The 26,760-nt window shown below is 72.3% G+C and carries 24 protein-coding genes; 7 read left to right on the top strand and 17 right to left on the bottom strand.

The window, feature by feature from the left end:
- Positions 1 to 92 precede the first annotated feature (92 nt).
- Positions 93 to 1,373 (bottom strand): DNA polymerase III subunit delta', encoded by a 1,281-nt coding sequence (locus tag ABZ780_RS06165; RefSeq protein ID WP_357484666.1) that lies wholly within the window; start codon positions 1,371 to 1,373, stop codon positions 93 to 95.
- The gene (gene tmk / locus ABZ780_RS06160) at positions 1,373 to 3,472 is read right to left on the bottom strand and encodes a dTMP kinase (RefSeq protein WP_357485316.1); all 2,100 of its coding nucleotides are present in this window, start codon (positions 3,470 to 3,472) and stop codon (positions 1,373 to 1,375) included. Before tmk ends, ABZ780_RS06165 begins: the two co-directional genes overlap by 1 nt.
- Before the next feature lie 307 nt (positions 3,473 to 3,779).
- Here tmk and ABZ780_RS06155 point away from each other — a divergent pair, with 307 nt between their 5' ends.
- The gene (locus ABZ780_RS06155) at positions 3,780 to 4,988 is read left to right on the top strand and encodes an amino acid deaminase/aldolase (RefSeq protein ID WP_357004095.1); all 1,209 of its coding nucleotides are present in this window, start codon (positions 3,780 to 3,782) and stop codon (positions 4,986 to 4,988) included.
- 137 nt (positions 4,989 to 5,125) lie between these two features.
- Here ABZ780_RS06155 and ABZ780_RS06150 read toward each other — a convergent pair whose 3' ends face one another.
- Positions 5,126 to 5,728, bottom strand: coding sequence for a TetR family transcriptional regulator (locus ABZ780_RS06150; RefSeq protein WP_357004845.1), 603 nt, complete (start codon positions 5,726 to 5,728; stop codon positions 5,126 to 5,128).
- Between the two features lie 225 nt (positions 5,729 to 5,953).
- Here ABZ780_RS06150 and ABZ780_RS06145 point away from each other — a divergent pair, with 225 nt between their 5' ends.
- Positions 5,954 to 7,270: a D-arabinono-1,4-lactone oxidase gene (locus ABZ780_RS06145; RefSeq protein ID WP_357484663.1), complete on the top strand. Its 1,317-nt coding sequence runs from the start codon at positions 5,954 to 5,956 to the stop codon at positions 7,268 to 7,270.
- Between the two features lie 153 nt (positions 7,271 to 7,423).
- On the opposite strand, the gene topA is transcribed toward ABZ780_RS06145, so the two are convergent.
- The 6 genes from topA to ABZ780_RS06115 all read right to left on the bottom strand — a co-directional run bounded on the left by topA (position 7,424) and on the right by ABZ780_RS06115 (position 15,537).
- Positions 7,424 to 10,276, bottom strand: coding sequence for a type I DNA topoisomerase (gene topA, locus ABZ780_RS06140; RefSeq protein ID WP_357004089.1), 2,853 nt, complete (start codon positions 10,274 to 10,276; stop codon positions 7,424 to 7,426).
- A gap of 403 nt (positions 10,277 to 10,679) precedes the next feature.
- Positions 10,680 to 11,423: a hypothetical protein gene (locus ABZ780_RS06135; RefSeq protein WP_357484660.1), complete on the bottom strand. Its 744-nt coding sequence runs from the start codon at positions 11,421 to 11,423 to the stop codon at positions 10,680 to 10,682.
- Complete coding sequence (locus ABZ780_RS06130; protein ID WP_357484657.1) at positions 11,414 to 11,956, bottom strand: hypothetical protein; 543 nt, start codon at positions 11,954 to 11,956, stop codon at positions 11,414 to 11,416. Before ABZ780_RS06130 ends, ABZ780_RS06135 begins: the two co-directional genes overlap by 10 nt.
- Before the next feature lie 115 nt (positions 11,957 to 12,071).
- Positions 12,072 to 14,432, bottom strand: a complete 2,361-nt coding sequence (locus tag ABZ780_RS06125) for a sodium-translocating pyrophosphatase (RefSeq protein WP_357484655.1) — start codon at positions 14,430 to 14,432, stop codon at positions 12,072 to 12,074.
- 314 nt (positions 14,433 to 14,746) lie between these two features.
- Entirely contained in the window at positions 14,747 to 15,184 is a 438-nt protein-coding gene (locus ABZ780_RS06120) for an ATP-binding protein (protein WP_357004079.1), read from the bottom strand.
- On the bottom strand, positions 15,181 to 15,537 hold the full coding sequence (locus ABZ780_RS06115) for an STAS domain-containing protein (RefSeq protein ID WP_357484653.1): 357 nt from the start codon (positions 15,535 to 15,537) through the stop codon (positions 15,181 to 15,183). The genes ABZ780_RS06120 and ABZ780_RS06115 overlap by 4 nt, the downstream gene beginning before the upstream one ends.
- 188 nt (positions 15,538 to 15,725) lie before the next feature.
- Between ABZ780_RS06115 and ABZ780_RS06110 the strand changes: the two genes are divergently transcribed.
- The 3 genes from ABZ780_RS06110 (at position 15,726) to ABZ780_RS06100 (ending at position 19,105) form a co-directional block, all read left to right on the top strand.
- The gene (locus ABZ780_RS06110) at positions 15,726 to 18,098 is read left to right on the top strand and encodes a DEAD/DEAH box helicase (RefSeq protein WP_357485315.1); all 2,373 of its coding nucleotides are present in this window, start codon (positions 15,726 to 15,728) and stop codon (positions 18,096 to 18,098) included.
- Positions 18,099 to 18,198: 100 nt separating this feature from the next.
- Complete coding sequence (locus ABZ780_RS06105) at positions 18,199 to 18,402, top strand: hypothetical protein (RefSeq protein ID WP_357484651.1); 204 nt, start codon at positions 18,199 to 18,201, stop codon at positions 18,400 to 18,402.
- Positions 18,403 to 18,526: 124 nt separating this feature from the next.
- On the top strand, positions 18,527 to 19,105 hold the full coding sequence (locus ABZ780_RS06100; RefSeq protein WP_357484648.1) for a hypothetical protein: 579 nt from the start codon (positions 18,527 to 18,529) through the stop codon (positions 19,103 to 19,105).
- A gap of 1 nt (position 19,106) precedes the next feature.
- On the opposite strand, the gene ABZ780_RS06095 is transcribed toward ABZ780_RS06100, so the two are convergent.
- Genes ABZ780_RS06095 through ssd form a run of 8 tightly spaced genes read right to left on the bottom strand, consistent with a single transcriptional unit; the run spans position 19,107 to position 24,557 of the window.
- Positions 19,107 to 19,289: a hypothetical protein gene (locus ABZ780_RS06095; RefSeq protein WP_357004067.1), complete on the bottom strand. Its 183-nt coding sequence runs from the start codon at positions 19,287 to 19,289 to the stop codon at positions 19,107 to 19,109.
- Entirely contained in the window at positions 19,286 to 19,675 is a 390-nt protein-coding gene (locus ABZ780_RS06090; protein ID WP_357484645.1) for an Rv3654c family TadE-like protein, read from the bottom strand. The genes ABZ780_RS06095 and ABZ780_RS06090 overlap by 4 nt, the downstream gene beginning before the upstream one ends.
- A 20-nt stretch (positions 19,676 to 19,695) precedes the next feature.
- Positions 19,696 to 20,082, bottom strand: coding sequence for a TadE family type IV pilus minor pilin (locus ABZ780_RS06085; RefSeq protein WP_357484642.1), 387 nt, complete (start codon positions 20,080 to 20,082; stop codon positions 19,696 to 19,698).
- A 50-nt stretch (positions 20,083 to 20,132) separates the two neighbouring features.
- Positions 20,133 to 20,300, bottom strand: a complete 168-nt coding sequence (locus tag ABZ780_RS06080) for a DUF4244 domain-containing protein (protein WP_081883916.1) — start codon at positions 20,298 to 20,300, stop codon at positions 20,133 to 20,135.
- Between the two features lie 21 nt (positions 20,301 to 20,321).
- Positions 20,322 to 21,050 (bottom strand): type II secretion system F family protein, encoded by a 729-nt coding sequence (locus ABZ780_RS06075; RefSeq protein WP_357484639.1) that lies wholly within the window; start codon positions 21,048 to 21,050, stop codon positions 20,322 to 20,324.
- Positions 21,050 to 22,297 carry a hypothetical protein gene (locus ABZ780_RS06070; RefSeq protein WP_357484636.1) on the bottom strand — a complete coding sequence of 416 codons (1,248 nt, stop codon included), beginning with the start codon at positions 22,295 to 22,297 and terminating at the stop codon, positions 21,050 to 21,052. The genes ABZ780_RS06075 and ABZ780_RS06070 overlap by 1 nt, the downstream gene beginning before the upstream one ends.
- Entirely contained in the window at positions 22,294 to 23,505 is a 1,212-nt protein-coding gene (locus ABZ780_RS06065) for a TadA family conjugal transfer-associated ATPase (RefSeq protein ID WP_357484633.1), read from the bottom strand. Before ABZ780_RS06065 ends, ABZ780_RS06070 begins: the two co-directional genes overlap by 4 nt.
- Entirely contained in the window at positions 23,502 to 24,557 is a 1,056-nt protein-coding gene (ssd, locus tag ABZ780_RS06060; protein ID WP_357004836.1) for a septum site-determining protein Ssd, read from the bottom strand. The genes ABZ780_RS06065 and ssd overlap by 4 nt, the downstream gene beginning before the upstream one ends.
- A gap of 341 nt (positions 24,558 to 24,898) precedes the next feature.
- Here ssd and ABZ780_RS06055 point away from each other — a divergent pair, with 341 nt between their 5' ends.
- Together ABZ780_RS06055 and ABZ780_RS06050 are read left to right on the top strand one after the other, a co-directional pair.
- Positions 24,899 to 25,540, top strand: coding sequence for a class I SAM-dependent methyltransferase (locus tag ABZ780_RS06055; RefSeq protein WP_357484630.1), 642 nt, complete (start codon positions 24,899 to 24,901; stop codon positions 25,538 to 25,540).
- 349 nt (positions 25,541 to 25,889) lie between these two features.
- Complete coding sequence (locus tag ABZ780_RS06050) at positions 25,890 to 26,693, top strand: HAD-IB family hydrolase (RefSeq protein ID WP_357004048.1); 804 nt, start codon at positions 25,890 to 25,892, stop codon at positions 26,691 to 26,693.
- The last annotated feature ends 67 nt before the right edge of the window (positions 26,694 to 26,760 follow it).

Here is a 26,760-nt window from a genome sequence, read left to right as displayed (position 1 = left end):
CACACCGGACCGTACCGCACAGCAATCGCGCGTGTCGATGCCCTGTGGATGACGATCCACCGAGGCGGGACCACGGCCGGAGGGCTGCGGTTTCAGCCCTTCCAGAGGGCGAGCATCATGGCCTCGACCGCGATCCGTGGCTTGACGTTCGCCTCGATCGCCGCCCGGCAGGCGAGCACGGCCTCCAGCCGGCGCAGCGACCCCTCGGCGTCCCACTTCTGGGCCCCCGCGCCGGCCAGCGCGGCGGTGTCGGTGTGCACGGGGTCGACCGGCGCGCGCAGCGCCATGGTGAGCGCGTCCCGGTAGAAGCCGGCCAGGTCGACCAACGCCCGGTCCAGTGCGTCCCGCTGGGCCCGGGTGGCTCGCGACTTCTGCCGCTTCTCCAACTCCTTGAGCTGCCCGGCTGCGCCGCGCATCGCCCCGGCAGCGCCCCGGCCGGTGCCGCCCGCGCCGAGCGCCCGCTCCAACGCGCTGCGTTCGGTCGTGTCGGCCTCGGACACCGACGCCTCGGCCTCCGCCTCGGCCGCCTCGATCAGCGCGGACGCCGCGTCGAACGCCGCGCCGACGCCGGTCAGCCGACGCGGTACGGCGAGCACCGCCTCACGACGCTTGCGGGCCTCCGGATCGCGGGCCAGCCGGCGGGCCCGACCCACATGACCCTGCGCGGCTGCCGCCGCCCACTGCGCCACGTCGGGCGCGATGCCGTCCCGACGGACCAGAACCTCGGCCACCGCCGTGGCCGGCGGCTGCCGCAGGGGTACGACCCGGCAGCGCGACCGGATGGTCACCGAGATGTCGTCCGGGTGGGTGGACGGGGCGCAGAGCAGGAAGACCGTACGCGGCGGAGGCTCCTCGATCGCCTTGAGCAGCGCGTTGCCGGCGGCCTCGGTGAGCCGGTCGGCGTCCTCGATGACCACCACCTGCCAGCGCCCGCCGGACGGGGTGCTGGCCGCGCGGAGCACCAGCGCACGCATCTCGCCGACGCCGATGGAGAGCCCTTCCGGCACCACCAGCCGGACGTCGGCGTGGGTGCCGCCCAGCGTGGTGCGGCAGCCGGGGCAGTCGCCGCAGCCGGTGCCGTACACGCACTGCAGGGCGGCGGCGAAGGCCCGCGCGGCGACGGAGCGGCCGGAACCGGGCGGGCCGGTGAAGATCCAGGCGTGCGTCATCCCGGCGGACGGGTCCACCGCGCCGGGCGCGGCACCGTCGGCCGCGAGCGCGGACTCGGCACCGCTGGCCGGGCCGGCGGCGAGCAGCGCGGGTGCCCGGTCGGCCGCGCCGGCACGCAGCACGGCGGCGGCAGCGGCGGCTGCCCGGCGCAGCTCGGTCACCGCCTCGTCCTGGCCGACCAGGTCGGCGAAGACGTCCGGCATCAGGTCTTGTGCTCCATCGTCACCAGCTCCGCGTCGGATAACTCAGGCTGCACCGAGGTGTCCGGACCCTGCGCCGGGCGGGGGTGCACGATGCCGCCCGGCTTGCCGAGCAGCTCCTCCACACGCCGGACCACCAGCCCGGTGATCTCGTCGGCCGGCCGGGACGCGTCGAGCACCAGATAGCGCTTCGGGTCGGCGGCGGCGAGGTCGAGGAAGGCGTACCGGACCCGCTCGTGGAAGGCGACCGACTCGGCCTCCAGCCGGTCGGTGCCCGCGTTGCGGGAGACGACCCGGGACAGGCCGGTACGCGGCTCGACGTCCAGCAGCACCACCAGGTCGGGCTTGAGCCCACCGGTGGCCCAGGAGGAGAGCCAGGAGACCTCGTCGACCGGGAGCGTCCGCCCCGCACCCTGGTACGCCAGGGACGAGTCGACGTACCGGTCACTGATCACCACGCCGCCCCGGACCAGCGCGGGCCGGACCACGGCGGCCACGTGGTGCGCCCGGTCGGCGGCGTACAGGAGTGCCTCGGCACGCGGGGAGGGCGCGTCGTCGCCGGACGTGTCGAGCACCAGCGACCGGATCCGCTGGCCGACCGCGGTCGCCCCCGGCTCACGGGTGACCACGACGTCGTGCCCCTGGCCGCGCAGCCGCTCGGCGAGCGCGGCGAGCTGGGTGGACTTGCCGGCACCCTCGCCGCCTTCGAACACCACGAACAGCCCGGCGGAGACGAACGGCTCGGCGGGCATCAGCGGGCGGCCCCGGATCGAGCCCCAGAGGTCAGCCAGGACGGGGACGCCCTTCTTGTCGTCCATCTGGCCGAACGCGCTGATCCCGGCGAAGATGCCGGCGGCACCGGCGGCGAGCAGCAGCAGTCGGGTCGACGAGATGGAGATGCCCAGGTCGGCGATCTCCAGCTTGCGCGAGCCACCGACACCGGCGAGCAGGCTGCTCAGCGCGATGGCCAGGATCAGCACCAGTCGGGTGCCGATCTGCACCACGGCGAAGACCCGGCCGCGCACCTCGTCCTTGATCTCGCCGCCGAGCAGGGTGGTGCCGGCCAGGAAGGCCATGCCGGCGCCGGCGCCGACCAGCACCGCGCCGACGATCGCCATGGACAGGTGGATGGCGAAGGCGAGGGTCATCACGGCGGCGCTGGCCAGCACGATGCTCATGCCGAACCAACGGCGCCGGGACATCTCCTTGACGATCATCGGGCCGAGGCCGATGCCGAGCGCCAGGCCGACGAAGATCGCACCGAAGAGCAGCGAGAACGCGGCGTCGCCGGCGCCGAGCGAACTGGCGAAGAACTTCGCCGTACCGATGACGATGCCGCCGCCGGCGAACGCGCCGAGGATGCCGAGGACCAGCCCGCGCACCAGCGGGGTCTGGCCGATGAACTGCCAGCCCTCCTTGAACTGGCGCAGCATGCTCTGCTCGTGGCGGTCGCCCTCTGCGGTCTGCCCCTGGCTGATCTCCTTGATGCCGAACGCGACGACCAGGGCGGTGGCCAGCCGGGACAGGGAGTTGAACCAGAGCGCCAACTGCGCCGGCTCGGCCCAGTCCGGGAAGTTGCCGCCGGTCACGCCCCGGACGCTGCGGTCCAGGCCAGCGCTGATCGCTGCGGCGAGCACCGGGGTCAGGCCGTAGGTGGTGATCAGCGTGAGCTGGTTGGCCGCTTCCAACCGGGCGCGCGGGATCAGGTTGGGGACCGCGGCCTCCTTGGCCGGAATCCAGATCAGCGTGATCGACTCGATCAGGAAGGTGGCGATGGTCGCCCACAGGACCACTATCCCGCCGCTGGCACCGGCCAGCGCCACCATCGGGATCGAGGCGAAGAGCACGAACCGGAGCAGGTCGCAGATGACCATCGTCCAGCGGCGGTCGAACCGGTCGGCGAGCACGCCGGCCACCGGGCCGAGCACCAGGGCGGGGAGCAGTCGGATGGCGATCACACCACCGAAGACCGCACCCTGCGCGGTGCTGCCCTGCACCTGGGAGGCGGCGAAGACGGAGGTGGCCAGCAGGCCGAGCCAGTCACCGAAGGAGGCCGCGCCGAGCACGATCCAAAGCCGCCGGAATGGCCGAATGCGCAGCACCGAGCGGATCGCGGCGTAACCGGACAGATCGACCTGGCCACCGCTGGGCTGGTTGGCGGCGTTGCTCGACTGATCGCCCGAGCGCGACACGCCGCGCGACTCGCCGCTGTTCTGGCTTTCGATGGCCGTACCTCCACGTGCCGGCCCATCGCTGGGCTCCTCCGGTGGAACACTCTAGACCCGGTGGGGGCCGCCCCACCGGCGACATTCTCCTGCTCGCTGAGCCTAGGCCGCCGGAGGCACCGACCGCAGCCCGGACGTACGCGAGGGTATTTCGCATTCACCGTCGGACAGTTAGCGTGCACACGTGGCCATCGAGAGCGACAAACTCCGCGAGCGCCTGGAACGGGCGACCGAGCACCTCGACCCGCCCTACGCCGTGGTGGATCTCACCGCATTCGACGCGAATTCGGCCGCACTGGCCGACCGCGCCGCCGGCAAACCACTCCGACTGGCCAGCAAGTCGGTCCGCAGTCGGGAGCTGATCGGCCGAGCCCTCGGCCGACCCGGCTGGCGCGGCGTGATGGCTTTCACCTTGCCCGAGGCGATCTGGCTGGTGCGCGCCGGGGTGAGCGACGACGTGCTCGTCGCCTACCCGAGCGTGGATCGGGCGGCGCTCGCCGAGTTGGCGGCCGACCCGACACTCGCCGCCGCGATCACCCTCATGATCGACAGCACCGGGCAGCTCGACCTCGTCGACGCCGTCCGAGCCCCCGGGCAGCGCGCCGAGCTGCGGCTCTGCCTTGACCTGGACGCCTCCTGGCGACCGCTGCGCGGGCGGGTCCACGTCGGTGTCCGCCGCTCACCGGTGCACAGCGCCCGGGCGGCCGGCGCGCTCGCCGCCGCCGTGGCCGGTCGCGCCGGCTTCCGGCTGGTCGGATTGATGTCGTACGAGGCGCAGATCGCCGGCCTGGGCGACGCGCCGCCGGGGCAGACGCTGCTGGCCGGAGCGATCAGGCTGGCCCAACGCGGGTCGTACCGCGAGTTGCTGGCCCGCCGGGGCGCGGCGGTGGCTGCGGTACGCGAGCACGCCGACCTGGAGTTCGTCAACGGCGGCGGCACCGGCAGCGTGGCCGCGACCAGCGCCGATCCCGCGGTCACCGAGGTCACCGCGGGATCGGGCCTGTACGGGCCGACGCTGTTCGACGCGTACCGCGCCTGGCGGCCCACCCCGGCGGCGTTCTTCGCCTGCGCGGTGGTCCGCCGGCCGACGCCGGAGCTGGCGACCGTGCTCGGCGGCGGTTGGATCGCCTCCGGGCCGGCCGCCGACAGCCGACTCCCCCAACCGTGGTTGCCGGCCGGCCTGAAGCTGGTCGGCACCGAAGGTGCCGGTGAGGTGCAGACCCCGCTGTCCGGCGCGGCGGCGACCACCCTGCGCGTGGGCGACCGGGTGTGGTTCCGGCACGCCAAGGCGGGTGAGCTGTGCGAGCGGGTCAACGAGCTGCACCTGGTCGAGGCGGATGCGGTCGTGGCGACCGTGCCCACCTACCGGGGCGAGGGCCACGCCTTCCTCTGACGAGCCAGGGCCGGGCCGCGAACGGGTGGCGGTCGGGCCGGCACCCGCGGCCCGACGCGAAGCCGGCCCCGGGCTGGCCCGCAGTGCCGCTCAGGCACCGGACCGGGCAGGCCCGGGGCGCGGGGCCACGGGTCGGCTCAGGCGGGTTGGGCCGCCTCGGTCTGCTCGGGGAGGGAACGGTCACTCTCGGAGCCGTCGACCTGGCGGTGCAGGTACTCCCGGATCAGCGCCTTCGCCTCGAGCAGCACCCGCTCGTCGCCGTCGGACTTCCGCCGGAACGCGAGCTTGATCAGCGCGTCGGCCGCCTCCACCGCGATCTCCAGGACGAAACGCAGCTTCGGCACGTCGGTCAGACCGAAGCGCTCGGTGAGCACCCGAGCCAACTGGTCGGCGATCACGCCGTTGTTGTCGCGCTGCTCATCGAGCAGGTGCAGGTCGACCACGTCGCCGAAGTGCAGAGTACGGAACCCGGGGACGGTGCGGTGCATCGTGATGTACTCGTCGATCCCCGCGTCGACGCCGTCCCACCAGTGGGTCATCTCGTCGGAGGCGAAGCGCTCGTCGAGCCGCTGCAGGTAGGACTCCATCGTGCGCAGGGTCAACGCCTGCACGATCGCCCGCTTGTCCGGAAAGAACTGGTAGACCGACCCGATCGCCACTTCGGCGCGCTCGGCGAGCAGGGTCGTGGTCAGCCCCTCGTACCCCACCTCGTCGACGAGCTCGGCGCAGGCATCCAACATGCGCTGGACTCGCGCGACACTTCGACCCTGCACCGGTACGCGGCGCAGCGGCCCGGTCGTGGCGGCTGGTGTGGACACTCGGCGCCACCCCCCTTCGACGGATGAACATATCTTCACGTCACGATGCCGTGACTATCGGTACAACGATCGGACCGCAATTGCGGTATTTACCAGGTACAACGTTCCTGATATGAAGTCACTTCATATTCATGATGAGGAGCGCGCATGGCCGGCACCGCACCGCTCACCGCCCGCTGGTCCAACTGGGCCGGCAACCAGCGTGGCAGCGCCACCGCGATCCTGCGCCCCGGCTCGCCGAGCGACGTCGCCGAAGCCGTCCGGGCCACCGCCGCCGCCGGAGGCCGGATCCGCGTCGCCGGCAGCGGCCACTCGTTCACCGCCATCGCCCTGGCCGACGATCGGCGGATGGAGCTGTCCGAGCTGGACACCATTGTCAGCGTCGACGTCGAGCGGCGACTGGTCACCGTGCCGGCGGGAATGACCCTGCGAACGCTCAACGGGCTGCTCGCCCGGCACCGCCTCGCACTGCCCAACCTCGGCGACATCGACGCGCAGACGGTGGCCGGGGCGATCTCCACGGGCACCCACGGCACCGGCGCCGCCTACGGCTGCCTCTCCACCTTCGTCGAGGCGCTCACCCTGGTCACCGGCACCGGCGAGGTGCTGCACTGCTCCGCCGACGAACACCCCGACGTCTTCGCCGCCGCCCGGGTGTCACTCGGCGCGCTCGGCGTCCTGGTCGACGTGACGCTGCGCTGCGTGGACGCCTTCATCCTGTGCGCCCACGAACGCCCGGCCGAACTCGCCGACGTGCTCGGCGAACTGCCGGCACTCGTCGGCAGGCACGACCACGTCGAGTTCTACTGGTTCCCCTACACCACACGCGTCCAGGTCAAGGCCAACGACCGGGTACCCGCCAACGACCAACCCCTGCCCCGGTGGCGCGGCTGGCTGGACGACGATTTCCTGTCCAACACCGTCTTCGCCGGCGCCTGCCGCGTCGGCCGGGCCGTGCCGGCCCTGGCACCGAGCATCAGCGCCGTCTCCGCTCGCGCGCTCACCGAACGGCGGTACACCGGCCGCTCCGACCGCGTGTTCTGCACACCGCGCCGGGTCCGCTTCGTGGAGATGGAGTACGGCCTGCCCCGCGAGGCGCTCCCCGAGGCGCTGACCGCGCTCCGGCGCATCGTCGACGGGCTGCCGTTCAAGGTGCTCTTCCCGGTGGAGGTGCGGTTCACCGCCGCCGACGACATCTGGCTGTCGCACGGCTACGGCCGGGACTCCGCGTACATCGCCGTGCACCAGTACGTCGGTATGCCGTACGAGCCCTACTTCCAGGCCTTCGAGAAGGTCGCCGCCGAACTGGGCGGCCGCCCACACTGGGGCAAGCTGCACTACCGCGACGCCGACTCGCTGAGCACGGCCTATCCGCGCTTCGCCGACTTCCAGGCCCAACGCGACCGGCTGGACCCCAACCGCGTCTTCGCCAACCCCCACCTGACCCACATCCTCGGCGCCTGACGGCTAGAGCGCGCCCGGGAGGGCTTGACCGCCCGGCGAGGGTTGGGCGCGCCTGCGAGGGCTTGATCGACTCCGTTTCGCCGATGTGGCGGTGTCCCTGGGAACGGATGCCCCCATATCGGCGAAACGGAGTGGATCAAAACTGCCCACGGCTTACTCGGTGGTCGTTGCGGCCTTGCGGGGAGCGGCCTTCTTGGCCGGTGCCTTCTTGGCCGCTGTGGTGGCCTTCGCCGTTGTGGTCTTCTTCGCGGCGGTGGACTTGCTGGCGGCGGCCGTCTTCTTGGTGGCCGTGGCCTTCTTCGCCGGAGCCTTCTTAGCCGGAGCCTTCTTCGCTGCCGCCTTCTTCGGCGCCGGACCCTTGGCCCGCTTCTCGGCGAGCATCTCCGAGGCTTCCTCGATGCTCAACGCCTCCGGGGTCTGCCCGCGGCGCAGCGACGCGTTGAACTCCCCGTCGGTGACGTACGGGCCGAACCGGCCGTCCTTGATCACCAGCGGCTTCTCGGTCAGCGGGTCGACGCCCATCTCCCGCAGCGGCGGCGCGGCGGCCCGCCGTCCACGGGTCTTCGGAGCCGCCAGCAGGGCCAGCGCCTCGTCCAGGCTGACCGTGAACATCTGCTCTTCGGACTCCAGCGAGCGGAACTCCTCGCCCTGCTTCACGTACGGGCCGTAGCGGCCATTGTTGGCGAACACCTCGACGCCGTCCGGCGCGACGCCCACCAACCGGGGCAGGCTGAGCAGCTTCAGCGCCTGCTCCAGGGTGAGCGAGTCGGGCGTCTGCGAGCGCAGCAGCGACGACTTCCGCTCACCACTGGACACGTACGGGCCGAAGCGGCCGGCCTTGAGCACGATCGGCTCGCCGGTGGCCGGGTCGTCGCCGAGCTTGCGCTCGCCGCTGCCGCCGAGGAACAGCTCGTGCACCTTCTCCGGGGTCAGCTCGTCCGGGGCCAGGCCCTCGGGGATCGGCGCCCGGTCACCCTGGGCGCCGCCCTCCTCGCCGTCACCCGAGGCGGCCGGCGCCGGCTGCGCGCCGTCGGGCAGCTCCCGCTGGAGATACGGCCCGTACCGGCCGACCCGCACGACGACCTCGCGGCCATCGTCGTCGGTGAAGAGCGGGATGGAGTTGACGCTGCGGGCGTCGATGTCGCTGAGGTTCTCGGTGACCAGCTTCTTGAGGCCGCCGGAACGGGCGATGTCCTGGTCACCGGCACCGTTGGAGCTGCCGAAGTAGAACGCGGTGAGGAAGTCGACCGCGGCGTGGTCACCGCCGGCGATCTCGTCCAGCTCATTTTCCATGCTGGCCGTGAAGTCGTAGTCGATCAGGCGGGGGTAGTGCTGCTCCATCAGCCCGATCACCGCGAACGCCAGGAACGTCGGGATCATCGCCTGGCCGCGCTTGGTGACGTACCCCCGGTCCTGGATCGTCTGCATGATCGACGCGTAGGTGGACGGGCGGCCGATGCCCAGCTCCTCCAGTGCCTTGACCAGCGACGCTTCCGTGTAGCGCGACGGCGGCTGGGTGTGGTGACCCTGCGCCGCCAGCTCGTCGGCGGTCAGCGGCTGGTCCTTGACCAGGGTCGGCAGCCGACGCTCGGCGTCCTCGGCCTCGGCGTTCTCGTCGTCGCTGGACTCGACGTACGCGCGCAGGAAGCCCGGGTCGGTGATGGTCTTGCCGGTCGCGCCGAAGTCGGCCTCCTCCTGGGAGGTGGAGACCGCGCGGATACGCACCGAGACGCTGGAGCCGACCGCGTCGGTCATCTGCGAGGCGATGGTGCGGCGCCAGATCAGCTCGTAGAGCTTGAACTCCTCGGCGGAGAGCTCCTTGGCCACCTCGCCCGGGGTGCGGAAGTTGTCCCCCGCCGGGCGGATCGCCTCGTGCGCCTCCTGGGCGTTCTTCACCTTGCCGGTGTAGCGGCGCGGCTCCGGCGGCACGCTGCGCTCGCCGTACAGCTCGACGATCTGCCGGCGGGCCGCCGAGATGGCGGTCTCCGACAGGTTCACCGAGTCGGTACGCATATAGGTGATGTAGCCGTTCTCGTAGAGCCGCTGCGCGGTACGCATCGTCTGCTGCGAGGACAGGCGCAGCTTGCGGGCCGCCTCCTGCTGGAGCGTGGAGGTGATGAACGGCGCGTACGGGCGGCGGCGGTAGGGCTTCTCCTCGACGCGAGTGACGGTGAACGGCCGCCCCTCCAACCGGGCCGCGAGCCCGCGGGCGCCGCCCTCGTCCAGGTGCACGACGCCCGCGCCGGGCTTCACCTTGCCGGTTGTCGCCTCGAAGTCCTTGCCGGTGGCGATCCGGTCGCCGTTCAGCGCGATCAGGGTGGCGTTGAACGCGCGCGGCCCCTCGCCAGCGTTCGCCACGGCGAGAGTCGCCAGGATGTCCCAGTATTCGGCGGTGCGGAATGCCATCCGCTGCCGCTCCCGCTCGACCACGATGCGGGTCGCCACGGACTGCACCCGGCCGGCCGAGAGCTTCGGCATGACCTTCTTCCACAGCACCGGGGAGACCTCGTAGCCGTAGAGCCGGTCGAGGATCCGCCGCGCCTCCTGGGCGTCGACCAGATCGCGGTCGATCTCCCGGGGGTTCGCCACCGCCGCCTGGATCGCCGGCTTGGTGATCTCGTGGAAGACCATCCGCTTGACCGGCACCTTGGGCTTGAGCGTCTCAACCAGGTGCCAGGCGATCGCCTCGCCCTCGCGGTCCTCATCCGTCGCCAGGAAGATCTCGTCGACTTCCTTCGACAGCTTCACCAGCTTGCTGATCTGCTGGCGGCGGTCGGCGGAGACGACGTAGAGGGCCTGGAAGCCGTTGTCGACGTCCACCCCGAGGCGAGCCCACGGCTCACCCTTGTACTTGGCCGGCACGTCGGCGGCGTTGCGCGGCAGGTCGCGGACGTGACCGAAGCTGGCCTCCACGACGTACCCCGGGCCGAGGTAGCCCGAGATCGTCTTGGCCTTCGCCGGTGACTCGACGATGACCAGACGGGTGGTTCCAGCGTTGCTCGGCACGTCTCTGTCGACCTCACTCCTGCTCGTGGCCTGCCGGCGCTCGAAAAGCGACAGCTCTCGACCCCGCCGTGGCACCGGCGGTCCGGATGTCCAACGTAACGCGCCGTCCGCGTTTCAGGTTTCGCGGGCGGCAAACCGCTGCGGCGCGGCGCTCAGCACTGCCGGACGGCGCCACCGTACACCGTGGGTAGGGCTCAAAGCGGGTCACTGTGACGATGGCGGACCCTCGACCGAGGCCCGAACCACCCGTTCTCCTCGGCGGAGACCCGCCGCCTGTCCGGCACCGGACACCTCTAAATTGCGGCCCAACCACGTCGATCATGGACTAGTGGTGGGCGTTTTCACACCGGAAGAGCACTACGTCCCCCACCACAACTCCATGATCGACTCGGTGGGGGTGGGGTTAGGGGTTTGGGGGCCAGGTGTTGGGGGGTGTTGAGGGTGGTGGGCGGCCTATCAGTTCGGCTAGCCGGGTCAGGCGGCGGCGGCCGGTGATCCGGTACGCCGGGCCGCCCTCGTCCGGGCCGAGCAGCGGGCCGGACAGGCCGGCGGCGGCGAGCGCGGCACCGATCGCGTCCCAGGAGTCCTGGTCGCCGTCGCCGAGCCGCAGCAGGTAGCCGCCGGGCGGCTCCGGCGTCCCGGCCGCGGCGACCCAGAGCCGCAGCCGCCGGCCGGTGAGGTGGAACACCGCCGGCGCGCGTTTGACCGTGCCGTGCAGCCAGGCGACCGCGAGCGGCTTCAACACCCGGGTGTACGACGTACGGACGGTGTGTCGCTCGTCCTCGGTCGGCTCCCAGCTCGCGGCGAGGCCCCGCAGCGCCAGTTCGGCGACGAGCACGTGCACCCGCCAGGCGGCGTCCACCCGCACCGAGAGGCGCGCGGTGCCGCCCATCCGGACGACCTCACCCGGCCCCGCGAGCAACCCGGCCAGGTCGGCGACCGTCGGTTCGGCGGCCTCCGCGCCGAAGAAGACCAGTTGCCGCCCCGCGTCATCCGCGTTGGACGGCCCGGGGAGGGCTGGCCCGGGACGGTTCGGGCCGCCGCGCCGTCGTCCCATGGCGGACGTCGGCGGGTCGGGCTCGGGTGCGGGAAACAGGGCCGGCGGTGGCTGCGCCGCCCCGGTGCCGTCGAGCCCGCTCAGCGACACTCCGGCACCTCGTCGAAGGCCTGTTTCAGCTCCTCGGAGTTGAGCTGACTGGTGTCCAGCGCGCTGGCGTCGTACTCCTTGTTGAGCGTCGCCACGGCGGCCCGCACGCCGTCGTAGAAGACAGTGGGCTCGCCGGTGCCCAGCCCGTCGATGGTGTCCCGCGCGCGGCCGTAGGCGTCGCGCATCTTCCCCAGGGAGGTACGGAAGCCGACGGAGACGGCCTCGCCGTTCTCGGTCTCCGGGATGCCGGCCTGCTCCACCTTGCGCCGCGCGGTCTCGCTGGCCTGCTCCGCTCCGCCGAAGAGCCGCACCAGGTTCTCCTTGGCCTGCGCCGGGGTGGTCTGCGCGGTCATCTGCTCGTCGGTGCTGCTGGTCAACTTGCTGATCTCGGAGCGCCACGGGGTGAGCGCGCCGCAGACCGAGGCCGCCCAGGCCCGTGGGCTGGGTCCACCGCCGCAGCCGGCGAGAACGACGACGAACGTGGCCAGGACCACCGTGAACTTTCCGGCGGCAGACGCCCGGCACGTACGCATGCGTTGCAGCGTACGACGTTTGGGCAGGTGTGGCACTGGTCAGATGGATCGGACCGGACACTGACGGTCCCCGATCGGCCTGTCGCGCCGACCGGGGACCGGGTGTCGGTTCAGGTCAGGCGTTGACCGTCTCCGGGCGGTGGTCGGTGCTGCCCGCGCCGGTGTTGCCACCGGTGTCGGAGTCGTCCATCGCGATGCCCTTGCGCTTGCTGAACACGACGGACGCCACGATGATCGCCGTCGCGACCAGCGCGATGGTCACCCGCAGCCCGACATTGCGATCGTCACCGACGCTCCACGCCACCACGGCGGGGGCGATCAGCAGCGAGACCAGGTTCATCACCTTGATCAGCGGGTTGATCGCCGGGCCGGCGGTGTCCTTGAACGGGTCACCGACGGTGTCGCCGATGACCGTGGCGGCGTGCGCCTCGGATCCCTTGCCGCCGTACGCGCCGTCCTCGACCATCTTCTTGGCGTTGTCCCAGGCGCCACCGGAGTTGGCCAGGAAGACCGCCATCAGGGTGCCGGCCCCGATCGCTCCGGCCAGGTACGCCGCCAGCGCGCCCGGCCCGAGGCCGAAGCCGACCGCGATCGGCGCGAGGATGGCGAGCAGGCCGGGGGTCACCAGCTCGCGCTGCGCGTCCCGGGTGCAGATGTCGACGACCTTGCCGTACTCCGGGCGCTGGGTGCGGTCCATGATGCCGGGCAGCTCACGGAACTGCCGGCGGACCTCCATCACCACGGCGCCGGCCGAGCGGGACACCGCGTTGATGGCCAGCCCGGAGAAGAGGAAGACGACGGCCGCACCGATGATCAGGCCGACCAGGTTGCGCGGGTTCGCCACGTTCAGCGAGTTGAGGATCTCGTTGCCGACGTCGCCCACACCGGCGTCCGCGTACGCGGTGCGCAGCGAGTCGGTGTACGAGCCGAACAGCGCGGTCGCCGCGAGCACCGCGGTGGCGATCGCGATGCCCTTGGTGATCGCCTTGGTGGTGTTGCCGACCGCGTCCAGCTCGGTGAGCGTCCGTGCGCCGTGCTCGTCGATGTCACCGGACATCTCGGCGATGCCCTGGGCGTTGTCGGAGATCGGCCCGAAGGTGTCCATCGCCACGATCACGCCGACGGTGGTGAGCAGGCCGGTGCCGGCCAGCGCCACCGCGAACAGCGACAGCGTGATGGAGCTGCCGCCGAGCAGGAACGCGCCGAAGACACCAGCGCCGATGAGCAGCGCCGAGTAGACCGCCGACTCCAGGCCGACGCTGATGCCGGCCAGGATGACGGTGGCCGCACCGGTCTGCGAGCTCTTGCCGATGTCCTGCACCGGACGGCGGTTGGTTTCGGTGAAGTAGCCGGTCAGCGCCTGGATCGCGCCGGCCAGCACGATGCCGATCACGACCGCGCCGATGGCCACGAGCCGCGGGTTGCCGGTCGCGTCGGTCAGCCCGCTGCTGAACTCGCCGAAGGTCGCCGGCAGGTACGCGTAGGCGGCGATCGCCACGAGCACGGCGGAGAGCACGGCCGAGATGTAGAAGGCCCGGTTGATCGCGGTCAGGGCGTTGCGGTCGGACGCGCGCAGCCGGGTGATGAAGACCCCGAAGATCGCGACCAGCACGCCGATGGTGGAGATGATCAGCGGGAAGACCAGGCCCTCCTCGCCGAACGCGGCGCGGCCGAGGATCAGCGCGGCGACAAGCGTCACCGCGTACGACTCGAAGAGGTCGGCGGCCATGCCGGCGCAGTCACCGACGTTGTCGCCCACGTTGTCGGCGATGGTGGCGGCGTTACGCGGGTCGTCCTCGGGGATGCCCTGCTCGACCTTGCCGACGAGGTCGGCGCCGACGTCGGCGGCCTTGGTGAAGATGCCACCGCCGACCCGCATGAACATCGCCAGCAGCGCGGCGCCGAAGCCGAAGCCCTCCAGCACGGTCGGCGCGTCACCCCGGTAGACCAGGACGACAAGCGCGGCGCCGAAGAGGCCGAGGCCGACGGTGAGGAAGCCGACCACGCCACCGGTCCGGAAGGCGATCTTCATGGCCGCCTCGCGGCCACCCTGTCGCTCCCGGGCGGCGGCGGCCACGCGCAGGTTCGCGCGGGTTGCCAGCCACATGCCGGCGCCACCGATGGACGCGCTGAACAGGGCGCCCACCACGAAGAAGAGCGAGCGGCCAAACTTCACCGCGAACTCACTGCCATTGGTGTCGTGCACCGGCAGCAGGAAGAGCAGAACCACGGCGATGACGACGAAGATCGCCAGGGTACGGAACTGACGGAGCAGGTAGGCCGAGGCGCCCTCCTGGACCGCCTCCGAGATCTCCTGCATGTTGGTGGTGCCCTTGCCGGCTGCCAGCACCGCCTTTGTCAGGGCGGCGGCGAAGACGAGCGCCACCAGCGCGATGACCGCGGCGATGACGACGTACGTGACATTGCTTCCGGTAAGGGAAAGCCCGCCGCCATCGGCGGCCAAGGTCTCGGACATCTGTGTCCTCCTGTTACCGAACACTCGCGCCGGTGGGTGGAGACGCACCGACCAGCGCCTGGATGCGGACTCGCAAGCGCGCCATCCCATCCCAGCGGACCAGCGATGACCACCCATAACCGCTGGCTGCGGGATGGGTCACTTGCTGACAACCCGGGTACTGTAGCCCTCCGCCGTGTCGGAGGTCACACGCAGGTGGCACCGTGTCTCGATGATCTTCGTCGCTGTGTTATGAAACGAAATCTGATATAGGGCCTGGTCCATGACAAAAGGCCGCACCCCCGGTGGGGATGCGGCCTACCAATCGGGATCTGTCAGCGGCTGACCGGCCACACCATCCGTACCTCGGTGCCGATGCCCTCGTCGACCGGGCGCACCTGCAGGTCCTCGACGAAGCCGGCGAGCAGCGCGAAGCCGACGCCCGTGGTCAACGCCTCATCGGTCAGCGACTCGTTGGCCAACTCGTCCGGCGGCAGCGCCGTCAACCCGATGCCGGCCTCGATCGGTGCCCGATCCACCACGCGCACCGCGTACGTGCCGCCGTCGGACATCTCCACCAGCACCGGATCGGCCAGGCCGTACTGCCGGTGCAGGGCAACCGCCCGGGTGCACGCCTCGCCGATGGCCAGGCGGACCTCGTCCAGCAGGTCCTCACGGACGCCGGCACGCCGGGCGACGGCGACGCCGACCAGGCGGGCGGTACGCACGTGCACCGGCGCCGGAGAGAAGGAGAGGCGGACCGTCGCCATCACGCGCTGGCGCCGGTCGGGCCCGCGCCGACCGCTGCATCGACCGTAGGGTGCAGCGGGAACACCTGGTCCAGTGCCGTGATCCGGAAGATCTTGAGCAGCGGCTCCTTGTCGCAGACCAGGGCGAACGAGCCGCCGGCCGTCCGCAGCCGCTTGTGCGCGCCCACCAGCACGCCGAGCCCGGTGGAGTCGAGGAAGTCCACCCGACCGAGGTCCACCACCACGTGCCGGACACCACCGTCGATCAGCTCGAGGAGTCGTTCGCGGAGCCGGGGCGCGGTGTAGACGTCCACCTCACCGCCGACCTCAAGCACCGTGTGCTCGCCCACGGTGCGCGTCGCCAACGACAGCTCCATCGGTCCTCCTCGCCAGAGCCGTAAACTCTCCTGGGCATCTAACCACTACCGCCGGGGCACCCTGCGGTCACCGGCGGAGGCTTCCCCTTACCCCCGGGCCTGACTTTTCATCTCCGAACACCAGTGCGAGAGTGCAGGACGTGACTTCCGACGACTTCAGCTCGGCGCGTCCGTCGCCGGTCAGCGACCTGAAGCCGTCGCCCGCAGCCAGCGCGCCCGCAGGTCACGGCCCTGCATCAGCGCCGGTCGACCTACTGCGCCGGCTGCGCGCCCGGGGTGCCGGCGACCCGGTCACCCACGTCGAGCGGGTGCCGGCCCGCGCCGGGGTGCCCGCACCGTGGCCGCCGTGGGCGCCGACGGAGCTGCGCGCGGCGTTCGCCCGCCGCGGCGTGGTCGCCCCCTGGCGACACCAGGCCGAGGCGGCCACCCTGGCGTACGAGGGCGGGCACGTGGTGGTCGCCACCGGCACCGCGTCCGGCAAGTCGCTGGCGTACCAGCTTCCGGCGCTGGCCACCCTGCTCGCCGACCCCCGGGCCACAGTGCTCTACCTGGCGCCGACCAAGGCGCTCGCCGCCGACCAGCTGCGGGCCGTCGCCGAGCTGGAGCTGGATGGGGTACGCCCCGCCTGCTACGACGGGGACACTCCGCGCGCCGAGCGGGAGTGGATCCGCCGGCACTCCCGCTTCGTGCTCACCAACCCCGACATGCTGCACCACGGCATCCTGCCCGGGCACGCCCAGTGGTCCGGCTTCCTGCGCCGACTGGCGTACGTGGTGATTGACGAGTGCCACACCTACCGGGGGGTGTTCGGCTCGCACGTGGCGCACGTGCTGCGCAGGTTGCGCCGGCAGTGTGCGCGTTTCGGGGCCACACCGGTGTTCGTCCTCGCCTCGGCGACCTCCGGCGACCCGGCGACGGCCGCCGGCCGGCTGACCGGCCTGCCGGTGACGGCGGTCACCGAGGACGCGTCACCGCGCGGCGGGGTGACCTTCGCGCTCTGGGAGCCGCCGCTGCTCCCACCCGACTCGGGCTCCTCTTCCCCGGTGCCCCCGCAGGCGACGGGCGACCATGATGACCTCCACCAGGTCCGCCGGTCGGCGCTGCGGGAGACCGCGGACCTGCTCGCCGACACGGTCTCCGAGGGGGTACGCACGCTCGCGTTCGTCCGGTCCCGCAAGGGCGCCGAGGTGGTGGCGGCCAACGCGCGCCGGGCACTGGACGACGCGGTCCCAGGGCTCGGCGACCGGGTGGCCGCCTACCGGGGCGGCTACCTGCGCGAGGAGCGACGCGAGCTGGAGCGCGCACTGCTGCACGGCGACCTGCTCGGCCTGGCCTCCACCAACGCCCTGGAACTGGGCGTGGACCTGGTCGGGCTGGACGCGGTGCTGATTTGCGGCTACCCGGGCACCCGGGCGTCGCTGTGGCAGCAGGCGGGCCGCGCCGGGCGCTCCGGGCAGGAGGCCCTCGCGGTGCTGGTAGCCCGGGACGACCCGCTCGACACCTACCTCGTGCACCACCCGGAGGCGATCTTCGGTGCGCCGGTGGAGGCCACGGTGCTCGACCCTGCCAACCCGTACGTGCTGACCCCACAGCTGGCCTGCGCGGCGGCCGAGGCGCCGCTCACCCCGGCCGACCTGGCGCTCTTCGGCGACGGGGCGAAGGAGGCGGTCGACGAGCTGGTGGCGGCCGGGGCGCTGCGGCAGCGGCCCACCGGCTGGTACTGGCGGCACCGGGAACGCCCCGACGTGGACCTGCGCGGCGAGGGCGGCGCCCCGGTCTGCGTGGTGGAGTCGTCGACCGGCCGCCTGCTCGGCACGGTCGACGGCGGCTCCTCGCACTTCCTGCTCCACCCCGGCGCGGTCTACCTGCACCAGGGCGTCTCGTACGTGGTCGACGAACTCGACCTGGCCGACGGCTGCGCGCTTGTGCACGCCGAGGAGCCCGACTGGTCCACCCACGCCCGCGACGTCACCGACCTGTCCGTGGTGTCCGTGCGCTCCTACGTGGACGCAGGGCCGGTCGGGATGTTCCTCGGCGAGGTGGACGTGACCAGTCAGGTGGTGTCGTACCAGCGGCGCCGGATCGCCACCGGCGAGGTGATCGACACCCGGCCCCTGGACCTGCCCACCCGGGAGCTGCGCACGGTGGCGGTCTGGTTCACGCTGTCTCCGCAGTCGCTGACGGCCGCCGGGGTGCAGACCTCGGATGTGCCGGGTGCGCTGCACGCCGCCGAACACGCCGCGATCGGCCTGCTTCCGTTGATGGCCACCTGCGACCGGTGGGACATCGGTGGGCTCTCCACCGCCCTGCACCCGGACACCGAGGCGCCGACGGTCTTCGTCTACGACGGTCACCCGGGTGGGGCGGGTTTCGCCGAGCGGGCGTACGGGACGGCCTCGGCGTGGCTGCGGGCGACCCGGGACGCGATCGCGGAGTGTGGCTGCGAGACCGGGTGCCCGTCCTGCGTGCAGTCGCCGAAGTGCGGTAACGGCAACAACCCGCTCTCCAAGCCGGACGCGATCCGGGTGCTCGACGTGGTGCTGGCGAATCTGCCCACCTGAGTCGTCTTGCATGAATCCCCGTGGCCCTGGGCACAATAGCCTGGGAGCGCTTCCATCGATGTCTATTTCGTTGTTCGTCCCCCGCGCCTGAGGAGGAGCTGTGGCCGACACCATCGCCGAGACCGTCGACCTGCTCTACACCATCGACCAGGAACATCTCACCCTCGACCAGCAGATCGCGCTCGCGTCCGCGCTGGCCGCCCTGGCCCAGGCGGAACGACTGGATCAGATCAACGAACGGCTGCGCGGCATTCACCAGGTTCTCAACGGTTGGGCGCTGCGCGTCACCGTCGACGGCCGCTGAACTCCCAAGCGACGGGCCGGACGGGACGGGCCGACCAGGGGTGGGAGCGCCGGAGGCGGCGGGCCGGCGGCAGTTGCCGGCCTGTGCGAGACTCCGGCGCATCAGCCCCTCTGAGGAGAAACCCATGCAGCTCGACAACTTGCAGACCCTGCAGCAGTTCCACATCCGCCAGCGGCTGCGGATGATGGTCAACCAGTACGAGGTCCGGGCGGTCGCGCCGGACGGCACCGAGGGTGAGCTGCTGGCCTTCGCGCAGCAGAAGCGGCTCGCCTTCAAGGAGCAGGTGACGATCTACACCGACGACTCCAAGCAGCAGCCCCTGCTGGGCTTCAAGGCCCGCCAGCGCCTCGACCTCGGCGCCACGTACGACGTCACCGACGCGGCCGGCAACCCGATCGGCCTGTTCCGCAAGGACTTCGCCCAGTCGCTGCTCCGCTCCACCTGGCACGTCGAGCAGGCCGGCCTGCCGCAGGTGACGGGCCAGGAGCGCAGCATGCCGGTGGCGCTGCTGCGCCGGTTCGTCGACTCGCTGTCCTGGCTGCCGTACCACTTCGACTTCACCGCCAGCGGCCAGCCGGTCTTCTCGGTGATCAAGAAGTGGGGCCTGCGCGACAAGTACGTCGTCGAGGTGCAGAACCCGCAGATCGACCGCCGCCTCGTCATCGCGATGGCCGTCGCCCTCGACGCGCTTCAGTCCCGCTGACCTACCCACCCCGCTCAGCCACCCCGCTCAGGCACTCCCGCTCGACCACCCCCTGCTCGACCACCTCCCGCTCGACCACCTCCGTCGGCCGCCGGCCGGGGTCGGGGCCTCCGCCCCGATCCCGGCCGGCGGGCTGCCGCGCCAACTCGGCGACCGACGACTCCAGAGCCCGCGCCAGCGTCAACCGCGCACCGGGCCAGCCCGCGCGGTTGACGCTGCGACCCTGTTCAGCCCGGGAAGTGGCGTGAACACCACTTCGACGGTCACCAGCACGTCCAGCCCGTCAAGGCGACAGCCGACCAGTCGGCCACCGTTGCGGCCCGCGATGTCCCCGGCGGCGGCGCAGGCCACCGCGTCGCCGTCGAGCGCCCTGGCAGCCCCGGCGAGGGCACCGAGGTCGGCCGCCACCGCCGCCCGCTGAGCCGCCATTCCGGCCACGGCGACGGCAGCGCCGAATGTCCCCACCAGCACGAAGACCAGCCCCACCGCCAACAGCAGGACGGTCGCCCCGCCTCGCTCACCGCCCGCCGGTTCGATGCCCGGCCGCTCACCCCATGGCTGCTCGCACACCGAATCTCCTGCCCGGTCGTTCACCGGGTCTCCTGCCCGGCCCCGGGTTCGAGTGCGGCGACGGCGGTGGCGACCACGGTGATCCGCGGCAGCCGCCCGCCCAACGCGCGCACGGGTGCCCGTACCGTCGCCTGCGCCCGGTCCCCGGCGATCGACACCGACACGTCCGCACCTGGCGGGGCGCCAGGGCCAAGATTCCCGGCCTCGCCCCGCGCGGCGGCCAGCGCCGCCTCCCGAGCGGCGTGCAGGCAACCGGCCCGGATGCTGACGGCGTTGACCGTGGTCAGCCCGGCGAGCAGGAGCAGGAGCAGCGCCGGCAGGCCAGCCGCCAGTTCGGCGGTGAAGGATCCCCGATCCCCCTCGGCAGCCCGTCCGACAGCGCGCCGTCGTCGCCCGCCGCCGGCCACCCACCCCCGAGTGCCGGACCGCGCATCGCGGCCAGCCTGCCGGCGCCCGATCACTTGAGCGCCCGGTCGATGACGGCGGTCAGCGCCGACTGGACGTTGCCGGAGGTCAGCACCTTCAACAGGATCCCGGCGAAGGCGACTGCGGCGAGCGTGCCGACGGCGTACTCGGCGGTGTTCATCCCGGCGTCGCCGCGCAGGCGGGCGATGAGCTTACGCATGGTTTTCCCCTTCTCGATGGGTCAGAGCACGTCGCCGAGGACGGCGACGATCACCGGCACCAGGCCGGCGAGAATGAACGCGGGCAGGAAGCAGAGCCCCAGCGGCAGCACGATGAACACACCCGCCCGACGGGCCGACGCCTCGGCGGCGGTAGCCCGGTCGGCACGCAGGTCATCGGCGAGCCGCGTCAGCGCACCGGCCAGGGCTGCGCCGCTGTTGGCCGAGCGGAACGCCGCCGCGGCCAGCCGCTCCGCACCGGGCACCCCGTCCAGGGCCGACCACGCCTCCGCCGGGCCACCGCCGAGCAGAAGAGTGCGGCCGACCCGGGCCAGTCGGTCGGCGAGCGGACCGTCCAGCGCCTCGGCCACGGCGAGCACCGAGCGGTCGACCGGGGCGCCCGCCCGCATCGCCGCCGCCAACAGGTCGGCAGCGAGCGGCAGGTCGACGACCTCGCGGAGCCTCCGGTTGCGTGCCGCAGGGGATTCGATCCGCCGCAACAGCACGTCCAACAGGACCGCCGTCGGGATCGCGCCGAGCAGCCCGAGCCAACCTCCGACGACCACAGCCACGGCAAGCCCGGCAATCCCGGCGGCGAGCCGGATCGCGTCCGGTCGTCGTCGGCCGGCTGGTCCGGGTGGTCGGGAGGTTGCCGGCGGGTCGGCTCGGCGAGCCGGGCGGCCCAGCCGTAGCGGCGCGACGAGCAGCGCCGCCACCACCAGAGCGGCGGCCACGAGAGCCGTCCGGGACATCAGGCGGCCCGCCCCGGGGTGGCGCCCAGCCGCTCAGCCCAGAACAGGCCGATGACCTGCAGAGCCACGGCGAGGACCGCGCAGACCCCGCCGACCGTGCTGTGCAGGAGCACCGCCAGAGGGTCGACCCCGATCCCGTAGCCGAGCCCGATCCCTCCGACTGGCAGGGCCGCCAGCAACCAGGCCGTGGCCCGGGCACCGGCCGCCTGTGCCGCGGCGGCGGCCAGCCCTCGGTCGGTCGCCCGGGCATCCGCCTCGATTCGCTCGACCAACTCCGCAAGCGGCGCGCCAGTCCGGTCAGCCAGCCGCACTGCGGCCGAGGTCAGCTGGCGAAGCCGGTCCGACCCGCCCGGCCCGCTGACGGCGGCGATCTCGAGTGCCGGCGGGACGGGTAGGCCCGCCCGGAGGTCCGCCGCCAGACCGCAGAGCAGGTCCAACCCGCGCCGTCGAACCCGCTCGGCGAGCCGGTTGGCCCGCCAGCGCAGCAGTGCGCGCACGGCCAGCGTGCCGTAGCCGGCCACCGCGACGGCGGCCACCGGCCCGGCGGCCACGGCACCGGCACCGGCGCCCACCAGGCCAACCAGCAGCAACAGACGCGTTGGCGGCTGTGCGACGCGGATCGCGAGTCGCGCCGTCGGCCTGCCCGCCGCCGGGTCCGCAGGATCAGTGCGCGCCGGGTCGGATCGGTCGACGTCCGGGCCGTCGTGTGGCCCGCTGTCGACCGCCGGTACGCCCCAACTGTCGCCGGGCCAGTCCAGCTCCAGATCTATGCCGTCGATCGTCGGCGCGGCCACGGACGTACCGGCACGCCGTCCGGTGTCCAGGGTCTCGTCCTCCAGACGGGCTGCGGCAGCCGGGCGCCGGGGATCCCGACGCGTCGGCGGACGTCCCGGGCCCGCCGGTCGGGTGGACCCCAGCGGCCCGCCCGATGCTCTCGGCTGGCTCGTGCTGTCGTCGCGGTCCCGCGTGGACCAGTTGACCGCCGTCCGCCCACCACTCGAATCCGGCGCTCCCGTCGGGTAAGAGACAGCGGCCGGACGGGCCGAGGTCAGCGCCGCACCGGCCCCGTCCACAGACCCATCGAGTACGCGACCGAGGCTCCTGACCCACTCCACCAGGGCGTCGTCGGCGCCACTCCGCGACGCCAGTACGCGACGGCGGCGGGCACGGATGCTCCGCACGGGCCAGGCCACCAGGGCCGCAGCAGCCAACAGGAGCACCGCCACCAGCATCGTCGCGGCGCTCATGCCGGACCCGCCGATCCGGGCCACGGCTCGCTGAGGATCGGCGGCACCGCTACGCCACGGTCCCGCAGCAGCGCGCCGAGGGCACGGGCGGCCATCCCCAGCCCGCGACCGCGTACCCAGGCTGGCACCACGGTGACCAACCGCTCCGGCCCTTCCGGAAGCAGCAGGCAGATCGACTCCAGGACTCGTCCCCGATCACCCCGGCGCACCTGGAACAGCACCTGCAACGCGGCGACCACCTGGGCGTGCAGCGCGGCGCGCGGCAGCCCACCCAGCATGCCGAGCGCCTCCAGCCGGGCCGGCACGTCGGACGGGGTGTTGGCGTGCAGCGTGCCGGCACCGCCGTCGTGGCCGGTGTTCAGAGCGGCCAGCAGGTCGACCACCTCGCCGCCCCGGCACTCCCCGACCACCAACCGGTCGGGGCGCATCCGCAACGCCTGCCGAACCAGGTCGGCGAGGCTGACCACGCCCGTTCCCTCCACGTTGGCCGTACGGGCCTGTAGCCCCACCACGTGCGGGTGCCCCGGTTGCAGTTCGGCGGCGTCCTCCACCAGAACGATCCGCTCGGTGCCCGGCACCAACCCGAGCAACGTGTTGAGCAGGGTCGTCTTGCCCGACCCCGTGCCGCCGGTGACCAGGTACGCCAGCCGGGCCGCGACGATGGCGGCGAGCAGTGGTGCTACCGGTCGCGGCACCGTTCCCTGCCGTACCAACTCGTCGAGGGTGAACGGCCGGTGCCGGAACGTCCGCAGGGACAGGTAGGGACCCTCGGTGGCAACCGGCGGCAGCACGGCGTGCAGGCGGGTGCCGTCGGGTAGCCGGGCGTCCGCGTACGGGGAGCCGTCGTCGAGCCGCCGTCCGGCGCTGGCGACCAGCCGCTGCGCCAACCGGCGGACGTCCTCCACCGAACCCATCGGGATCGCCACCTGGTGCAGCCCTGATCCTCGGTCGACCCAGACGCGGGCGCCGTTGACCAGGACGTCGGTCACCTCCGGATCGGCCAGCAGCGGTGCCAGCGGCCCGGCACCGACGAGGTCGTCGTGCACGCGGTCGGCGATCCGCAGCACGGCGGTGTCGCCCAACACCGCAGCGGCCGGCTCGGCTCGTACGGCGGCGACGATCGCCGCGGGGGTGACCGGGGTGGTGGCGCCGGCGATCCGCTGCCGCACCCGGACCGCGAGGTCGCCGTCCTCCGGCCGGCCCGTCATGCCGCACCCGGCACAGGCACGCCGGTGAGGTCCGCGACGATCCGCTGGCAGAGCACGGCCAGCGGACCCTTGCCGGCGGCCGCTGGCGCCTCGCCCCTTTCCAGGCCACGACAGAGCCCGGGCTCGGGCCGTAGCGTGCCGGCGAGGGGAAGCCCGAGCGCCCGCGCCACCTCGGTCGCGCGCAGCCGACCCGGGGCCGGCCCGCGCACCACCACCGAGAGCGCGGCGCAGTGCGGGGTGGCGGCGGCCACCACCCGGGCGGCGGCCGCGGTGGCCCGCAGTTCCGCCGGGACGACGACGAACGCGTGGTCGGCCGCCTGCAACGCGATCACGGCGGCGTCGTCCAGTTGTCGGGGCAGATCGATCACGACGAAGTCCCGACCGCGCTGGGCGGCGTCGACGGTCGCCGCCATCGCGGCGGCGGGCAGCGCAAGCATCTCCCCGCGGTCCCAGGAGAGCACCACCAGGTCACCCCGACTGGGTAACGCCTGGACCAGCGCGGGCGCGTCCACCCGCCCGTCCGCGCTGGTGAGCGACGGCCAGCGCAGCCCCTCCAACTGCTCCCAACCCAGCACGAGATCGAGGCCGCCGCCGAGCGGATCGGCGTCGACCAGCAGGGTGCGCAGTCGCGCCCGGGCAGCGGTCACCGCGAGCCCGCCGGCAAGGACGCTCGCCCCGGCGCCGCCCCGCCCGCCGAACACCGCGACGACCCGGGCAGCGGACCCGCCCGGATGGTCGGGGCCCTGGTCGACGAACCGGTCCAACAACCAAGGCTCAGCGGCGGGCAGTACGGCGACATGCTCGGCGCCGATCAGCTCGGCGATCTGCCAGCCGGGATCGAGCTGGCCGGCTCGACCGACCAGCACCAGCCGGGGCCGCTTCGGCAGTCGAGCCCGCAGGCACGGCTGGGCTTGGTCAGCCCCGAGCAAGACCAACGGCGCGGGCAGCCAGCGGGTACGGGCAGCAGCCGGATCGCCGGCGAGCTCCACCTCGGTCCCGCCAGCGGCGGCGAGCCGGAGCAGGTCATCGAGCAGGTCGTCGTCCCCCGTGATGACCAGCGGGAGCCGGCGGATCGGCGGAACGGAGGTACGGGGTGCCATCGCGGCCTCCAGCGGTCGGGGCTCTGTGCCGCCGACCCTGCTCGCCATCGGCCCTGCCCGGCGCCCCCGAGTGCCTCGCCTGTGGACAACTCGACGCCCTGTGGACAACGCCCGTCGGGACGGTTGATCTGCTATGCGTGAGGGCTGCGCCGCAGCTACCGCGGCCGGAGGAAACGCAGCAGGCCGCCGGACTGACACATCCTCGTCAGCGAATCGGCGCGGGCCGCACCGCATGATCTCCGCGCGCGATAAACGGATCGGCAGGCGGGACCGGGCCTCCTAGGGTCGTCAGGATGGGTAACGACGACGAGCGAGACCTGGTCCGACGCGGGTACGACGAACTCTCCTACCACTACCGCGCGGACGATGCCGAGGCCGGCCACTACGGTCCCTGGCTCGACGACTTGCAGGGCCGCCTGCCCGCCTCGGCAGCGGTCCTGGACCTCGGATGCGGCTGTGGCCTGCCGGTCGCCCGTTACCTCGCCAACGCCGGGCACCACGTGACCGGCATCGACATCAGCGATGTGCAGATCGAACGGGCACGGCGCCTGTTACCCAACGGCACCTTCCTACGCGCCGACGCCATCCAACTCGATCTGCCGTCGGCCTCGTTCGATGCGGTGGTCTGCCTCTATGCCCTGATCCACATGCCCCTGGCCGACCAACCGCAGCTCATCACGAAAATCGCCACCTGGCTTCGACCTGGCGGCTGGCTGCTGACCACCGTCGGCGACAACGCGTGGACCGGCACCGAGGACAACTGGCTCGGTGGCCCGGCCGCCATGTGGTGGAGCCACGCCGACGCCCCCACCTACCGCTCCTGGCTGCAACAGGCGGGGCTGGAGATCACCTCGGAGGAATTCGTCCCGGAAGGCACCAGCGGGCACACCCTGTTCTGGGCGCACCGGCCACCGAACGCATCCTCCCACCCGTGAGCTGCTGCGGAGCACTCCCAGAACAAGGGACGACCCCCGTCGGGGGGAGACGGGGGTCGTCGAAGGTTCGGCTCCGGGGGGGTCGAGCCGAACCACTCGGCGATCACGGGGGGTGCAACCGCCGAGGGTCTGTCTGTTACCAGGATGTGAAAGCTCGTCTTGCGGACAAGTCTGCCTGAGCAGGCTCGTCACGTCGAGTGGTGTGCACTCCACTCAGTGCGAAAATCTCCTCGCGGAGTGTGAGCGCAATCACGCTGAGCGGTGTTGGTGGCGCCGGCCCGCAGGTCCGAGGGGTGGCGTGACCCCGGGCACCCGCCGACGATAGACCATCCGGCTAGACTTTCACGCCGTGGGCCGAAGTGCCGCTTTCTTCGATCTGGACAAGACCGTCATCGCCAAGTCGAGCGCTCTCGCGTTCGGTCGGCCGTTCTACCGGGACGGGCTGATCACTCGGCGTGACGTGGTCAAGTCGGCGTACGCGCAGCTGATGTTCCGGCTGGGCGGCACCGACGAGCAGACTATGGCCCGAACACGGGACTACCTGGCCGCGCTCTGCAAGGGCTGGCAGGTGGAACAGGTCCGCCAGATCGTCGCGGAGACACTCCACGAGCTGATCAACCCCTACGTGTACGCCGAGGCCGCCGCCCTGATCGAGGAACATCAGGCGGCCGGTCGGGATGTGGTGCTGGTGTCCGCCTCCGGCGAGGAGATGGTCCGGCCGATCGGTGCCCTGCTCGGGGTGACCGACGTGATCGCCACCCGGATGGCGGTGCAGGACGGCCGGTACAGCGGCGAGGTCGAGTTCTACGCGGCCGGCCCGAGCAAGGTCGAGGCGGTCGGCGAGCTGGCCGCCGCTCGGGGCTACGACCTGGCCGACTCGTACGCCTACTCCGACTCGTACAGTGACCGCCCTTTGCTGGAGTGCGTGGGCCACCCGAGCGTGGTCAACCCGGATCGGCAGCTGCGCAAGCTGGCCTCGGAGAACGCCTGGCCGGTGCTGGAGTTCCGGCACCCGATCCCGCTGGGCCGCCGGTGGCGGGAGCGACCGGCTGTCCCGGTCGCCGCGGCGGCGCTGGGGGTCGGGGTGGGCGTGGCTATCGGCATCGCCTGGTACGGCCGGCATCGCCGGACCCGCGCCGCCGCCAGCGCCTGACCAGATCAGGCATCGCTAGACCTTCCGACAGTTCGGGTGCCCGTCGCCGTAGCGACGGAGAGTGCCG

It is taken from the genome of Micromonospora sp. NPDC047467, assembly GCF_040643095.1.
Lineage (GTDB): Bacteria > Actinomycetota > Actinomycetes > Mycobacteriales > Micromonosporaceae > Micromonospora.
Note: the sequence above shows the minus strand (reverse complement) of the source record. Positions and strands in the feature narration are given on the sequence as shown.